This is a genomic window from Paenibacillus sp. OK076 (assembly GCF_900110055.1).
In the GTDB taxonomy this organism is placed as follows: Bacteria; Bacillota; Bacilli; order Paenibacillales; family Paenibacillaceae; genus Paenibacillus.
This window is the reverse complement of the sequence record NZ_FOCH01000005.1, coordinates 273,048-286,112: the sequence shown is the minus strand read 5'-3', so window position 1 is coordinate 286,112 and position 13,065 is coordinate 273,048. Positions and strand designations below refer to the sequence as shown.

Here is a 13,065-nt window from a genome sequence, read left to right as displayed (position 1 = left end):
CGCTTTTTGCTCTTGCATATACGAGCACAAATTACGAGCTTACGAACGACCCGATAATTGCTGCTCAGCGATTTGGACCAGACGTTTAGTGATGTAACCACCCAGAGAACCTGTCTCACGGGAAGTGTAGTTACCGTAGTAACCGTCTTGGGGAATTGTTACACCCAGCTCTTGTGCAGCTTCAATTTTCAATTGTTGCAAAGCTGCAGTTGCTTGAGGAACAACCAGATTGTTTGAAGAATTTCTGCTTCCTTGGTTTTGACCTCCGTACATGTGTGTCACCTCCTTATGGCTTGGTGATGTTAGTATGGTTAGAGAATGAGGAAATATGCATGATATGGCGTAAGGTAAAATTTGGACAAAAGAGAAGAGATATAACATGAAAAAAGCCGACCCAGTATGGATCGACTACGTAAAATAAAAGGAAAACAATAGGGGCTATATCCCATAGAAGGCGTCTGAGAGTACAAGATTACTACTCGGTTGGCGGAACAATCTCAATACGTGTAAAAAGTTCAACGGGCTGTTCAGGTTCTAGACGGATTAGTCCCGTTTGCTCGTCTGTTAAATTCAAATTAGGTGCATCAGGAAGCCATGTGTAGGGTTCAATGCATAGAAATTGATCGGATTCGCCCTTGGTAAAGAGGACCCAATGTTTGAAATATGCTTCATCTGCTGAATATTTCAGCAAATATCCATCCTGTCTGCGCAAATGAGCTACAGCTGGTTGACCTTCGGCAGCTTTCAAAATGGTATCCCAGTTGCGTCCTTGCATGTTCATGCCTTCGTTCAAAGAGGACCATTCTCCGAGAGATTCAATCTCACCTGTAGGCAGTTGTTCCTCGTTCTGAGCGTAGATCCCGGACACAGGAAGTTGAAGCGTCCATTCGGCAGGTTTGCCGTCAAGCAGAAACCATGTATGATATCCCATTCCAAAAGGAGCAGGAGTGGAGCTCAGATTGGTCACACGCAGACGCTGGCTTAACACCGCGTTTTGTAATCTGAACGTCATCTCAAGCTTCAAAGGAATTGGAAATTGAGCCATCCAATGCTCTTCATTTTCAGTTAATAATTCCGTTGTAATTGCACAGCCATCTTCATCTTCTTCGATGTCGCTGACACACCAGGACTGGCTGCGGTGGAGGCCGTGAATATGGTTGTCATTGGCCGTATTCTGATCGAATTGGTAATGAACTCCCTCATATTCGAATTGTCCTCGATGAATGCGGCCTGGCGGAACAAGAAGCGGAACGCCGAAGTGATACGGCTTCTGCAAATAAAAGGCAAGTTCATCTTCTTCCGGACTGCGAACGACATCGCGGCCCTGCACCAGATCGCGAATCGAGATAATGTTATTTCCAAGACGCGGCAGCAGGGTAATCTCCAATTCACGGCTATGTAGGATATACGTGTCGTAACCATTCCATTGGCCTTTGGTCACTTGTTTCATATCGATGCTCCTTTTCCCACTTGAAATCTGTCTGCAAACGGCCATTCCTATCTGCCGTTGCAGGCGTGTCATTGTGTACATGCCACTTATCCCATTAACATGCTGAATGAATGCTGTTGATTAGGATAAGCAATTCCATCATAACAGATTTCTGTGAAGTGGGTAAAAAAAGCTATTCCCATTTTGACATTCTGCTCCATGCGGATTAAGATGGTATTCTGAACGATGGTTTTATCCACTGAATGATAATCAAAGCGATGACAGGGACAAGTAAGCCAAGAGAACTCTCCCCAGAAAGCCGGTGGGTGATGTGAACCGGTGTGAACTCTTTACCGAATGGACCCTTGAGTGCTGATTTGAACGGGCGGTGTCTGAAGCTTGGGCAACCCTTAGTAGAATCGGACGTATACTCCACGTTACGGAGAAATGAAGGCATTTCTTCTACATGATCTAATGAGGTCGACAGGAATGAAGAAATGCGAATAAGGGTGGCACCACGGTCTCACGTCCCTTGCGGATGTGGGGCCTTTTTGCGTTCGCTGAGAATAGGAACAAACCAATAGGGAGGCGTTATGTAAGATGAAAACAGTACTTTCGGGAATTCAGCCGAGTGGCAAGCTCACATTGGGCAACTACATCGGAGCAATTAAAAACTTTGTGAAATTGCAGCATGACTACCAATGTCACTTCATGGTGGTTGATCTTCACGCTGTAACGGTAGCTCAAGAGCCAGCTGCGCTGCGTGAGCAGTCTGAAGCGGTAGCTGCATTGTTCATCGCAGCTGGAATCGATCCTACGAAATCCAATGTGTTTCTGCAATCCCATGTACCGCAGCATGCTGAATTGGGCTGGTTGATGACTACACTGACTTCGATGGGTGAGCTCGAACGCATGACTCAGTTCAAGGACAAATCATCCGGTAAAGATTCCGTTGGCGCCGGACTGTTTGTCTATCCTTCATTAATGGCTGCTGATATTTTGCTGTATAATGCTGATCTTGTGCCTGTAGGCGAGGACCAAAAGCAGCATCTGGAACTCACACGCGATCTGGCAGGACGCTTTAACCACCGTTACGGTGAGTATTTCACGATTCCAGACCCTTATATTCCACAGGTGGGTGCTCGTGTAATGTCACTGGACGATGCATCTTCCAAAATGAGCAAAAGTAATCCCAATGCGGGCAGCTACATTGCCTTGCTTGATCCGCCAGATGTCATCCGCAAAAAAATCAGCCGTGCCACAACCGACTCCGGTCGTGAAGTTGTATATGATCCGGCAAACAAACCTGAAGTCAGCAACCTGATGAGTATCTACGCTGAATGTGCAGGTCTGACATTGAACGAAGTCGCGGAACGTTATGAAGGCAAAATGTACGGTCCGTTCAAAAAAGAACTGGCTGAAGTGGTCGTATCCGTTATTGAACCTTTACAGGAACGGTATCGTGAGATTCGTGAGTCTGGCGAATTAGCTGACATCCTGGAAACTTCAGCTCGTCGGGCAGAAGCGGTGGCTTCCCAGACCCTTAATGCGGTTAAAGAACGTATGGGGTTTGTTCCTAGACGTACGTTGAAATAGGGCGAGGCAAATAGCTTAAAGTAGATGAATTGTTCACATCATAAAGAGGAGCCCTGTGGCTCCTCTTTATTTCGTACTACCTATGAAGTAAAGTTTACCGGGTCAAGAGGCTGTTTCCGAGGTGGTACGTGCTTCACGACGCTCTTTCTTTGCGCGAATAACAAATCCCCAGCCGATGTTGGCAATGGACACGACAAACAGCAGCGTGGCCAACCAGCCGGAGTATGAGATCATGATCGCCGTAACCGCTAACAACATAATCGAAGAGAATGCAAACCATAGCGATAAACCTTTGCTCATTGGGAAAAACCTCCATATAGAAATTAGATAAAATTCCGTATAACCTGAAGCGCACGAGCCATAATAATCTTGCAAGCTTGCAATTACATTACAGACACAGATTGAAGGGAGATTTTAAATATGGCTCAAGGATCTCGTTCTAACAACTTGGTGGTACCTCAAGCAAACTCAGCATTGCAACAACTGAAAATTGAAGCTGCACAAGAACTGGGTGTAACTATCCCACAAGACGGTTACTACGGTAACTACACTTCCCGTGAGACAGGATCTCTGGGTGGGTACATCACCAAACGTCTGGTACAAATCGCTGAGCAGTCTCTGGCTGGGTCTGGCAAATAATTTATCATAACCAAAGAGCAACAAGCAGAAAGCCCGGAGCGGAAACGCTCCGGGCTTTCTCGCGCATGCGTTCCTATGTCTGATTGTGCCCTTCCATGCACCTTTCGTCAAGAGCGTGCGGATAAAAGTTTTTTATCCATTTTCTCATCGCTCAACCAGCCGACATAGGTATCAATCGTTTCAAAATTTCGATCCATAACAACTACAGCGACAAATGGATACTGTTTGCGGTGTCGATAACGTACATCGGCCCAGCGAACCTTGTACCCTGCTGGTAGTTCTTCGACCTCAGCGACAGCATAGGAGGTGAAGTACAGAAATGCAGTGACTTCAGGAGATTTGCGCGAGGCGGCAACAGCCGCGTGAGTGGACGATGAAGCATGGAGATTCCAGGTTAGGACGGAATGATCCATTTTGCCAATTTCATAACTGCCATCTTCATGTCTTTTCACCACATGCCATCGATTCCAGGATATCGTGGGGATCACCATGTAATGAGCCTCAGAATTATTTTTGTCCAGTCGCTTCACCTGTCTAACAGCCATAGCACGTGCTATGGTCCGCCATACATAATACAAGCCAATCAAAATATACAGTGTAACAAAGAGTGGAGCAGGAGCGATCAGATCGAAAGCCCATAACAAAATGGCCAGCACATGTGTGGTAAACAGAAACGGATCAAAAATATGAATGATGTTCCAGGCAATCCAGCGTTCTGTAAAAGGTCGTGCTGCCTGGGTTCCATAGGTATTGAACAAATCGGTAAAAACGTGAACGCCTACGGCGACAGCAGTCCAGGCTGCCACGTGTCCAATAGCGACACCTGGGAAGATCAATGCAATGACTCCAGTAATGAGGAGAACCCATAACAGAAGAAATGGCAGTGAGTGGGACATGCCCCGGTGATTCCGGATGTAAAGCGAGTTACTTTTGAGACGTAACGCAGTATCGATGTCAGGAGCCTGCGAGCCTGCAATGGTGCCAACCATGACCGCAGCTGCGATCATGGGACTCGTCGCGACAACAGGATCGACATAAGCCAGACCGGCCAAACCAATCCCCATGACAAAATGTGTAGAAGTATCCATAAACGTCTCCTTTGTGTGGTGTATCGTTAATGCGAGTTGCTTCTCTATCTAGGTGATACCCATATATAGTGTATATTATCCGTCTAGCGAGAAGCAAAACACCCTAAATTCCAAAGATATGACAAGAACCTGCTCAATTGACAGCAATTGTACGAGCATTGTCAAACTCTTTTTCCTTTTCCTGTGATAAACTTTATATCGGAGGCAGAGAGAGAAAACTCCATGAGATCAAGAAGAAGGGGGATTCGCAAGCGTGGACAATCCATTGAGATACCAGGCTTCTTCCGAATCGGCAACACGATCTGCGCCTCCGATGAAATCAGGGACGTGGAAAGATTTTATCCATATTACGAAACCGGGCATTCTTCGAACTAATCTTATTGCGGTTTTTGGTGGCTTTTGGCTTGCATCCCAGTGGGACGTCAACTATGGCAAAATGCTGCTGACCCTGCTTGGAACGGTACTGATTATGGCTTCTTCTTGTGTATTTAACAATTACTTTGACCGTGAACTTGATCTCAAAATGGAACGTACCCGCAACAGGTCCTTACCTACAGGACGTTTAACACCCAAAGTTGTTCTATCCTATGCCATTATTTTGGGTGTGCTTGGATTATTCATACTCTTTTCCTTCTCCGGAGTACTTTCCGGATTATGCGGCATTTTTGGCATGTTTGTCTATGTGATTATGTACACCCTTTGGTTAAAGCGTTCGTCGACATGGAGCACCTCCATTGGCGGTCTGTCTGGTGCAATGCCGCCAGTCATCGGGTATGTCGCAGTAACCGGACGTATGGATCTTGGTGCATGGCTGCTTCTGGCCATGTTGTTTCTATGGCAGCCTCCACACTTCTGGGCGCTCGCAATCCGCAGGGTTGAAGATTATCGGGCTGGCGGATTTCCGCTATTACCGGTTGTGAAGGGCATTGAACGGACCAAGCTTCAGATGATTCCTTATCTGGTTTTGCAAATCTTTGTCCCGGTCCTCATGTATTCTTACGGGTACGCAGGAATTTTCTATCTTACCGTTTCACTGATACTTTCCGTACTGTGGCTGTACTACGCACTGAAAGGCTTTCGTGCACAAGATACAGATGCCTGGGCTAAAAAGGTATTCCTTTACTCCATTAACTATCTATCCTTGAGTTTTATATTGATGATTCTGGATACAGTACACAAGTAAGCAGCATGAAATGCTGTAATAAACATTAGATAGGCACGGGTCCATGGAACGGCTACAATAACAAGGCAGCCCATTACAGGTTGGGTTCTACGTATACATATGCATCACAGTGGTATGGGAATGAGGAAATGTCATTAAAAACACGATTCAGAGTCATGAATTTTATCGAAAATCGTTAAAACCTTAATGTATGCGTATTCATATGATCTGATATCGGAAGGGACGATAATGATGCTGAAAAAGTATAAATGGACATGGATGCTGCTGGGGCTTGCGCTGATCATGGCGGTGTATTTAATGTGGGGCACCGTTTTTGCCAGCAAGGAAAAGTTACCCGAAATTCGGGAGATTCAATCCTTTTCGATGGAAAATGTGGATGGAAGCACAGTATCACTGGATGATACCAAAGGCAAGGTACGTTTGTTCTACTTTTATTTCACCAGTTGTCCGGATGTGTGCCCAATTACGACGTTTACGCTATCCCAGGTGCAGGATCTGTTGAAAGAGGACGATACCTTTGGCAAGGATGTCTCGTTTGTGTCCATCTCGTTTGATCCGAAAGTGGATACCAAGGAGAAGATTAAGGAATTTGCAGATCGATTCCACGCGGATTATGATGGCTGGTACTTCCTGCGGGGGGATATGGATCAAACGAAGCAGCTCGCCAAGGAATCATTCCAGATCCTTATTGAGGGTGAGAACAAGGACGATTTTGCCCATATGAACATGATTGGATTGGTGGATCGGAATAATCAATTGCGTAAGGTATACAATGCGTTTAATACAGAGGATGTTGAACCAGCAGTCATTGCAGAAGACATTCGCAATCTGATCAAGGAATAAAAATGCGTTCATAATAATTTTCGCCAAATAAAGAGGCTGCTTCCTGGGTTGGATGAATACCCCGGCGAGCAGCCTCTTACGGTTTAAAACGATGGGAGTTCAGGATATTGGATATACGATTCCAATCCGGCTTTCTCCAGCTGGGCGATGATGTATTCATCGGGAGTTCCCTCTACACCCGCATAACCGCGTCGTGTATACATCTGTACTGCATCCGGGAAGGCATCTCGCAGCACACCCCTGATTTTTTTGCCCGAACTGTCATTATCCATAAATAAGTAGACCTCATCGTAACCAACCTGTTTGCGCAGCGACTCAAGCTTGAGGGAATTCAGTGTTCCAAACGTGCACAAAATGTTGATTTCGGGTCCTACAAGTCGTTTGAGTTTACTGCGGTCATTTTTACCTTCCACAATGACATGAATAGGCATCATATTCACCTCTTGATCGAGAGCTTATGTCGACATTCCCCGGGAAATGTTGCAGCGAAAATCGACTGGATTATATAAAATGGACCTTCTAATTTTGACACGAGCGACTACACTGACAGAAACATCTTTGATTTCTAACTTTCAGCAACAGTGGCCGTTCCGATTACGGATCGTCCATTCCTAATGAGGATAGTTAAGAAGAAATCCGTAGATGAAGAAGTCACTTCGTTCGTGTGTAAAACATCAGTCCATTTTATATAGTTTAGCTGTAAATGGGGGAATGATGCAAAGCCAAGAAAAATACAAGCCTTTCTGTTGTCAAAGAGTACGGATAGTAGATCATTCTGATACGGTTAACCCAGTATGCTTTTGGGATCAGATAGGGAAGCTTCCCGTCTGGCTGTGAAGTAAGGGAGCAGCATAATACCGATCATCAATAATACAAAGGCAATGAAATACGGCGATAAACCCACACGAAGCTGTCCTGCTGTGATTGGGCCGATGAAAGAACCGATGGAGGTAGCAATGGATTGTAATGAGAAGATACGACCCAGCTTGTTACCGCCGCTTAAATGAATAAAGAGTGTTGCCATGGCTGGGAAAATAATGCCTTTGGACATCCCCAGAACGAAAAGCACGGAAGACAACGGAATTTGTGGTATCGCCGCCATAACAAAGAAACATAAAGACATCAGCAGCACGCCTGCAATCAACCGCAGTTTGGGGGAATAACGGTTGAGAAATAGCATGCTCAGGGTAAATAGTGCTCCAACACTGATAATGGAAAACAAAAGTCCGGTAGACATCATGGACGAATGTCCGCCTCCACGCAGTGGTAGTTCAAAAAAAAGAATTCCTTGAGCACAAGCAATGACAAGGGGCAGAGCAAAGTATCGCCAGGATACGGGCAGGAATTTTCTTTTTTCTCCAACCAGGTTGCTAGGCATGGCGGGCTCGGTCACTTTTTCGTGCTGAACCTCAGCGAGGCCTTTGGGCATGGATAACCATGCGATAACACCTGACAGAATGAGCAGATAACCGAGACTCGCAAAGGTGGCGGAAAACCCTAAAGCTCCGACGATCAATGCGCCTGCGGCGGGGGACACCACGGATGCCAGTGTATGTACGACGCCATGACCTGACATATACTTGCCTTGCTTGATCGGATCATTTGATAATTGCGCAAGCAGTGCGAGACAGGCCGGAGACAGAAAAGCAAGTACAAACCCGCTGATGGAGCGCAGGGCGAGCAGCTGCCATGGCGTATGGATTTGAGCCTGGATTAGCAAAATGATGCCTGCACCCAGCAAACTGAATACAATGTAACGACGACTGCCATGTTTGTCGATCTGGGTTCCGGCAATCAGATTGCCTGGGAGATGAGTCAAGGAATAGATGCCCATCATCCAGCCGATGAAGGTCGGGGCCGCCCCGAGCGAGATAGCGAAAGGGGTCAAGATTGGATACTGCGCGTGCAGATCAAAAACAGCAAGGAACAAAAATAGATATAGCCAGATGGCCGTTTTCACATAAGCCCCTCCTTGTTAAGCGATGCATGTTCAATAACTGGTCATGATGTGTTCCCCGTTCCTTGGACAGAACCTCATGGTACTACTTGTACGCCCGGCGGGACGAACTTAGACCGTTTATTTTTACATAGGAGGGCTTAGCTGACAGCAGCTTCGGAAATCATGTATAATATTCGGGAAGTGTTAATAATCAACTCTAATACGGAAGGTGTAGTCATGAACATAGAAGTAATTAAAGAGTTTGTGATGCAGAACTGGCTGGTGATTGTGGTTGCGTTGATCATTTTGTTCTTTGTTCTGAACGTGGTCAAAACCGTATTGAAATGGGCGATTGCCATCATCATTATTGCGGCTCTACTGATATACAGCGGCATCTCCATTGATCAGATCAAACAGACAGTTACAGACGTTCAATCGAGTACGATGGACACATTGAAGAAGGAAGCGACCAGTATGATGCTCAAAGAAGCTTCCAAAGCAACATACACCAAGGGACAGGATGGAGCATTTACCATCACAAGCCCCAATGTGGAGATTAAGGGTAGAACGAATTCGGATAAAGTCGATGTTACATTCCGGGGGATCTCAGTGGGTGAATGGAAGGTCGACAATGAAACGATACGAACTTTTGTCAAACAGGCACAGGAGAACGGAACAGCACCGTCTTCGTAGTAAAGGAGGAATAGATACGTGCTGCAAAGTTGGCTGGATAGTCTGAAAGAATTCAACGGCATAACGATTATGCTGCTGCTGATTGTGGCCGCTTCATTGCTTCAAGGGTGGTCCAGAGGTGCTTCGCGTTCGGCAGGAAGACTCTTTGGATTCCTCATGGATGGCATTATGGCGGTCATTGGTATTCTGTTATCCATCGGTTTAACCTTATGGCTTGCGCCATATGTTCAGCAATGGTTGTCTGTGCATGCGGCAGACATGCCGAACCGTGAATTGAACCGATGGGAGCAGATGTATTATACACTGATTACGGCCATTGCTGATTTTCCGCTGATGCGGTTTGCCGTGTTGTTTGTAATTAGTTATGGCTTCATCCGATTGGTTCTCGGATTGCTCTCTTCCCTTATTTTCAGCAGAAGATACAGTGCAGCAGAGCAAGAGAGCAGACCAAAAGGATTTTTCAGCCGCTTTACGGGTGCTGTGATTGGTACAGTTATTGGCTCCGTCCGCGGGATGATTGTGATTGCCGTGTTGTTCATGATTGTCAGTCTCTATCCGGGCAGCATGTTTAGTCGCTATGTAGAGGCTTCGCCCATTTATATGCAAGGGGCCAAATCGGTTATAGAGCCATTATCAGGTACTTTCATCAAAGACAAGCTGCCTGTATTTACGCAAGCCGTGCAAAAGGAACTTGGCGCGATCCTGCAACGCAAATATGAAGTCATTGACCATAACATTCCGGCGGATATTGAATCTGCGGCAAAAGAAATTGTGAAAGGTCAAACGACAGATGAAGCCAAAGCCAGGGCATTATATGACTGGGTAGGTTCTCGCATTCAATATGACTATGGCAAAGTGGATGACTATGAGCAAAAGGGCATATGGCACGAGCAGACGCCACAGAATACATTTGATACACGTCAAGGCGTATGTATCGATTACGCTCGTCTATATGCGGTTATGGCTCGTTCACAGGGGCTGGAAGTCAAAGTGGTTACAGGTCTTGGTTATAACGGGCAGGGTGGATATGGTCCGCATGCCTGGAATGAAATATATTTGAGTGATTCGGAAAGCTGGGTTCCGCTTGACCCTACTTGGGCAATCAGTGGCGATTGGTTCAATCCTCCTAACTTTGCCGATACCCATCTGAAAGATCAATCAGCTTAACATTACGCCGGACATGGGTCCGGGAGATGACGACGTTGCCAGGTTATCATGCCGAGGCTGTAAAGTCTGGACGGTATGCATCAAGTCATGAAAGAGGTAGGATGAATGAACAATCATTCAAAAGAGAAGGACGAACTTACGGACAAGCGGCGCTTCAGTTACCGGATGAACGTATTTTTCTTCGCTTCCTTTGTTATTTTTAGCGTTATTATTGTACGCTTGGCGTTTTTGCAATTCGTGGAAGGGCCTGAGCTCAGTCAGGAGGAAGCGAGCAATATTACCAAAGATGTACCGCTCGCTCCCGTGAGAGGAACCATCTATGATTCCACGGGTGAGGTGAAGCTGGCTTACTCCAAGCCGATTCAATCCTTGTACCTGACCTTATACAAAAATTATGGAGATGTGGATGGCAATCCTAATCCGAATATAGCGGAAGTGGAGGACATCGCCACTCGGCTGCATGATGTTTTTGAGCAGTATAAGAAAAAGGATTCCGAGGCCCTTACGGTCGATAACATCTTAGAAGCCATGGACCTCAATTCGCGTAAAGCGAACGGGTTCATGCCACGTCTGATCAAGAGTGATCTGTCCGATGAGGAAGTGGCGTATTTCTTGCAGCATAAGGATGAATTCAAGGGAATTCAGATTGTAGAGGAAAGTGTGCGTTATTATGATCCGGATACGGTAGCCGTTCAGACGATTGGTTATCTCAAAAAGTTCAAAAGCTCCAAAACACTTAATAAATACAAAGAGATTGATGAGGCCAATAAAAAGCAAACGGACCCAGGTCTTGTATATACCGAGAATGAGTTTGTTGGCTTTGATGGACTGGAACTGCAATATCAGGATGTTCTGCGGGGAAAAAGCGGTTATAACTCCGTGGACGTTGATTTACGGAACTTGCCTGAAGGTGTAGCAGGCTCTACCCCACCCGAAAAAGGGTATGACCTGATTTCAACCATTAACAAAAATGTTCAGGTGAAAACGGAACAAGCGATACTGGATCAACTAAGCTGGCTGCATACACATCAGGTCTCTGGTAAGCTGCATCCCAATGCAAAAACAGGTTTTGCAGTCGCAATGGAAGTGGATACAGGGAAGATTGTTGCTGCTGCCAGTATGCCGGATTACGACACGAATGTGTGGAGAACTGGTGGTATAAGTACTGAAGATTACGATAAAATAAAATATATTTATCAAAATGGTACCATTCGTGGATTCCCGCCAGACGATTCTAATAAACGAGCGGAATCGGTTGTATTGCTTGGTTCCACAATCAAACCGCTTAGTGTATTAATTGGTTTGAAGGAAGGTTTCTTCACGACCAATTCCGTTTATTCGGACAGAGGATCTACGACATTTGGGGGCGACAACCGCAGAGTACAGAACTCTTCCGGTCACGTATACGGTCTGCTGACTCCTCATGATGCGATTCGTCATTCTTCCAACGTGTTCATGATTGATGAAATCGGCAAGAAGCTGTACTCCAAGTATGGCGCCAAGGGAATTGGCGTATGGGATGAATACATGAAGCAGTTTGGACTTGGTGTACCTACTGAAGTAGATTTGCCTAATGAATATTCCGGTTACTTGGAATACATTAAGAGTGAAGAGAGCTCACTTACTAAGCTCGTATATGCATCCTTTGGACAACAAGGGAAATATACAACGATGCAGCTGGCACAGTATGCTACGATGCTAGCGAATAAAGGAAAACGAATGCAGCCACAATTAGTCAGTGAGTTCCGTGATTCAGAGGGCAATGTGGTTGAGAAAATGAAACCGAAGGTGCTCAGCACAGTCGATTTTAATGATGCTTACTGGAATGAAGTACAGCGAGGCATGGCAACCGAAGTAACGGCGTTTAGTGGATTCCCTTATGACTTTGCTAGAAAAACAGGTACATCCACACAGTTAGTCGGAGGTAAGTTGGTGGATAACGGGGTATTTATTGCTTACGCTCCACGTAACAATCCGAAGCTGGCTGTAGCTGTGGTCATCCCGGAAGGGGGCTTTGGCTCGAACAGTGCGGCTCCCGTAGCACGTGCGATCTTCGACGCGTATGATGAGGAGTTTGGTCTGGACGGTATACCGAAAAAAGATAAAAATAAAGAATCAGATACACAGTAATGTGAGTCTTTGATTCAAAGAGGGGACCCTTTCGAGGGTCCTTTTTACGTTTGCCCAGGACTAAGAGGCCACTTTCCCACAAACTGCTGCAAATCTGTATGTAACAAACATTGTGCATGTCACGTTTATATAAGAGAGTGAAAATTTATTTTAAAAGTATAGAGATTAACGATATGTCTGTATTGACATCGTTTCGAAAGAATCGCCATATATCTTTTCTGTTTACGAAAATGTAACCAAAATCTGGAGGACATGGCAGTTGACCTTTGATAGACTTGTAGAAGGAAAGGTATGTTATTTGAACCGAATGATGCAATATGCGTGATAGATGAATCTACTTTTACATAAGAACGGAGAG

The 13,065-nt window shown here is 45.6% G+C and carries 13 protein-coding genes and 1 other annotated feature; of the genes, 7 read left to right on the top strand and 6 right to left on the bottom strand.

Features of this window, described 5'->3' with window-relative positions:
- Positions 1 to 39 precede the first annotated feature (39 nt).
- Both BMY78_RS28010 and BMY78_RS28005 read right to left on the bottom strand, forming a co-directional pair.
- Positions 40 to 273 (bottom strand): alpha/beta-type small acid-soluble spore protein, encoded by a 234-nt coding sequence (locus BMY78_RS28010; RefSeq protein ID WP_076290933.1) that lies wholly within the window; start codon positions 271 to 273, stop codon positions 40 to 42.
- A gap of 202 nt (positions 274 to 475) precedes the next feature.
- Positions 476 to 1,450, bottom strand: coding sequence for an aldose 1-epimerase (locus BMY78_RS28005; protein ID WP_090904541.1), 975 nt, complete (start codon positions 1,448 to 1,450; stop codon positions 476 to 478).
- A gap of 248 nt (positions 1,451 to 1,698) precedes the next feature.
- Positions 1,699 to 1,965: a binding site (T-box leader), on the top strand.
- A 64-nt stretch (positions 1,966 to 2,029) separates the two neighbouring features.
- Between BMY78_RS28005 and trpS the strand changes: the two genes are divergently transcribed.
- A complete protein-coding gene (gene trpS, locus BMY78_RS28000; RefSeq protein ID WP_090904540.1) occupies positions 2,030 to 3,025 on the top strand; it encodes a tryptophan--tRNA ligase in 996 nt (331 codons plus the stop codon).
- A gap of 102 nt (positions 3,026 to 3,127) precedes the next feature.
- On the opposite strand, the gene BMY78_RS27995 is transcribed toward trpS, so the two are convergent.
- On the bottom strand, positions 3,128 to 3,325 hold the full coding sequence (locus BMY78_RS27995; RefSeq protein WP_090904539.1) for a hypothetical protein: 198 nt from the start codon (positions 3,323 to 3,325) through the stop codon (positions 3,128 to 3,130).
- Positions 3,326 to 3,445: 120 nt separating this feature from the next.
- On the opposite strand from BMY78_RS27995, the gene BMY78_RS27990 reads away from it, so the two are divergent.
- Positions 3,446 to 3,664 (top strand): alpha/beta-type small acid-soluble spore protein, encoded by a 219-nt coding sequence (locus tag BMY78_RS27990; protein WP_017692386.1) that lies wholly within the window; start codon positions 3,446 to 3,448, stop codon positions 3,662 to 3,664.
- 107 nt (positions 3,665 to 3,771) lie between these two features.
- Here BMY78_RS27990 and BMY78_RS27985 read toward each other — a convergent pair whose 3' ends face one another.
- Positions 3,772 to 4,752, bottom strand: a complete 981-nt coding sequence (locus tag BMY78_RS27985; protein WP_090904538.1) for a metal-dependent hydrolase — start codon at positions 4,750 to 4,752, stop codon at positions 3,772 to 3,774.
- Positions 4,753 to 5,005: 253 nt separating this feature from the next.
- Here BMY78_RS27985 and cyoE point away from each other — a divergent pair, with 253 nt between their 5' ends.
- Both cyoE and BMY78_RS27975 read left to right on the top strand, forming a co-directional pair.
- Positions 5,006 to 5,935, top strand: coding sequence for a heme o synthase (gene cyoE / locus BMY78_RS27980; RefSeq protein WP_090904537.1), 930 nt, complete (start codon positions 5,006 to 5,008; stop codon positions 5,933 to 5,935).
- A gap of 231 nt (positions 5,936 to 6,166) precedes the next feature.
- Complete coding sequence (locus tag BMY78_RS27975) at positions 6,167 to 6,778, top strand: SCO family protein (protein ID WP_177185902.1); 612 nt, start codon at positions 6,167 to 6,169, stop codon at positions 6,776 to 6,778.
- Between the two features lie 83 nt (positions 6,779 to 6,861).
- Here the strand turns inward: BMY78_RS27975 and BMY78_RS27970 are convergent, their stop codons facing one another.
- Both BMY78_RS27970 and BMY78_RS27965 read right to left on the bottom strand, forming a co-directional pair.
- Positions 6,862 to 7,209, bottom strand: a complete 348-nt coding sequence (locus BMY78_RS27970; protein WP_090904536.1) for a toprim domain-containing protein — start codon at positions 7,207 to 7,209, stop codon at positions 6,862 to 6,864.
- Positions 7,210 to 7,562: 353 nt separating this feature from the next.
- Positions 7,563 to 8,738: an MFS transporter gene (locus BMY78_RS27965; RefSeq protein WP_090904535.1), complete on the bottom strand. Its 1,176-nt coding sequence runs from the start codon at positions 8,736 to 8,738 to the stop codon at positions 7,563 to 7,565.
- A gap of 216 nt (positions 8,739 to 8,954) precedes the next feature.
- On the opposite strand from BMY78_RS27965, the gene BMY78_RS27960 reads away from it, so the two are divergent.
- The 3 genes from BMY78_RS27960 (at position 8,955) to BMY78_RS27950 (ending at position 12,707) form a co-directional block, all read left to right on the top strand.
- On the top strand, positions 8,955 to 9,410 hold the full coding sequence (locus BMY78_RS27960; protein WP_090904588.1) for an ATPase: 456 nt from the start codon (positions 8,955 to 8,957) through the stop codon (positions 9,408 to 9,410).
- Positions 9,411 to 9,479: 69 nt separating this feature from the next.
- Complete coding sequence (locus tag BMY78_RS27955) at positions 9,480 to 10,577, top strand: transglutaminase domain-containing protein (RefSeq protein WP_371129201.1); 1,098 nt, start codon at positions 9,480 to 9,482, stop codon at positions 10,575 to 10,577.
- Positions 10,578 to 10,682: 105 nt separating this feature from the next.
- Complete coding sequence (locus BMY78_RS27950) at positions 10,683 to 12,707, top strand: peptidoglycan D,D-transpeptidase FtsI family protein (RefSeq protein ID WP_090904533.1); 2,025 nt, start codon at positions 10,683 to 10,685, stop codon at positions 12,705 to 12,707.
- Positions 12,708 to 13,065: the final 358 nt, after the last annotated feature.

Excerpts from the sequence above, each read along its gene's own strand:
- BMY78_RS28010 (WP_076290933.1), bottom strand. The coding sequence starts at position 273 with ATGTACGGAGGTCAAAACCAAGGAAGCAGAAATTCTTCAAACAATCTG.
- BMY78_RS28005 (WP_090904541.1), bottom strand. The coding sequence starts at position 1,450 with ATGAAACAAGTGACCAAAGGCCAATGGAATGGTTACGACACGTATATC.
- trpS (WP_090904540.1), top strand. The coding sequence starts at position 2,030 with ATGAAAACAGTACTTTCGGGAATTCAGCCGAGTGGCAAGCTCACATTG.
- BMY78_RS27995 (WP_090904539.1), bottom strand. The coding sequence starts at position 3,325 with ATGAGCAAAGGTTTATCGCTATGGTTTGCATTCTCTTCGATTATGTTG.
- BMY78_RS27990 (WP_017692386.1), top strand. The coding sequence starts at position 3,446 with ATGGCTCAAGGATCTCGTTCTAACAACTTGGTGGTACCTCAAGCAAAC.
- BMY78_RS27985 (WP_090904538.1), bottom strand. The coding sequence starts at position 4,752 with ATGGATACTTCTACACATTTTGTCATGGGGATTGGTTTGGCCGGTCTG.
- BMY78_RS27975 (WP_177185902.1), top strand. The coding sequence starts at position 6,167 with ATGCTGAAAAAGTATAAATGGACATGGATGCTGCTGGGGCTTGCGCTG.
- BMY78_RS27970 (WP_090904536.1), bottom strand. The coding sequence starts at position 7,209 with ATGCCTATTCATGTCATTGTGGAAGGTAAAAATGACCGCAGTAAACTC.
- BMY78_RS27960 (WP_090904588.1), top strand. The coding sequence starts at position 8,955 with ATGAACATAGAAGTAATTAAAGAGTTTGTGATGCAGAACTGGCTGGTG.
- BMY78_RS27955 (WP_371129201.1), top strand. The coding sequence starts at position 9,480 with ATGCTGCTGCTGATTGTGGCCGCTTCATTGCTTCAAGGGTGGTCCAGA.
- BMY78_RS27950 (WP_090904533.1), top strand. The coding sequence starts at position 10,683 with ATGAACAATCATTCAAAAGAGAAGGACGAACTTACGGACAAGCGGCGC.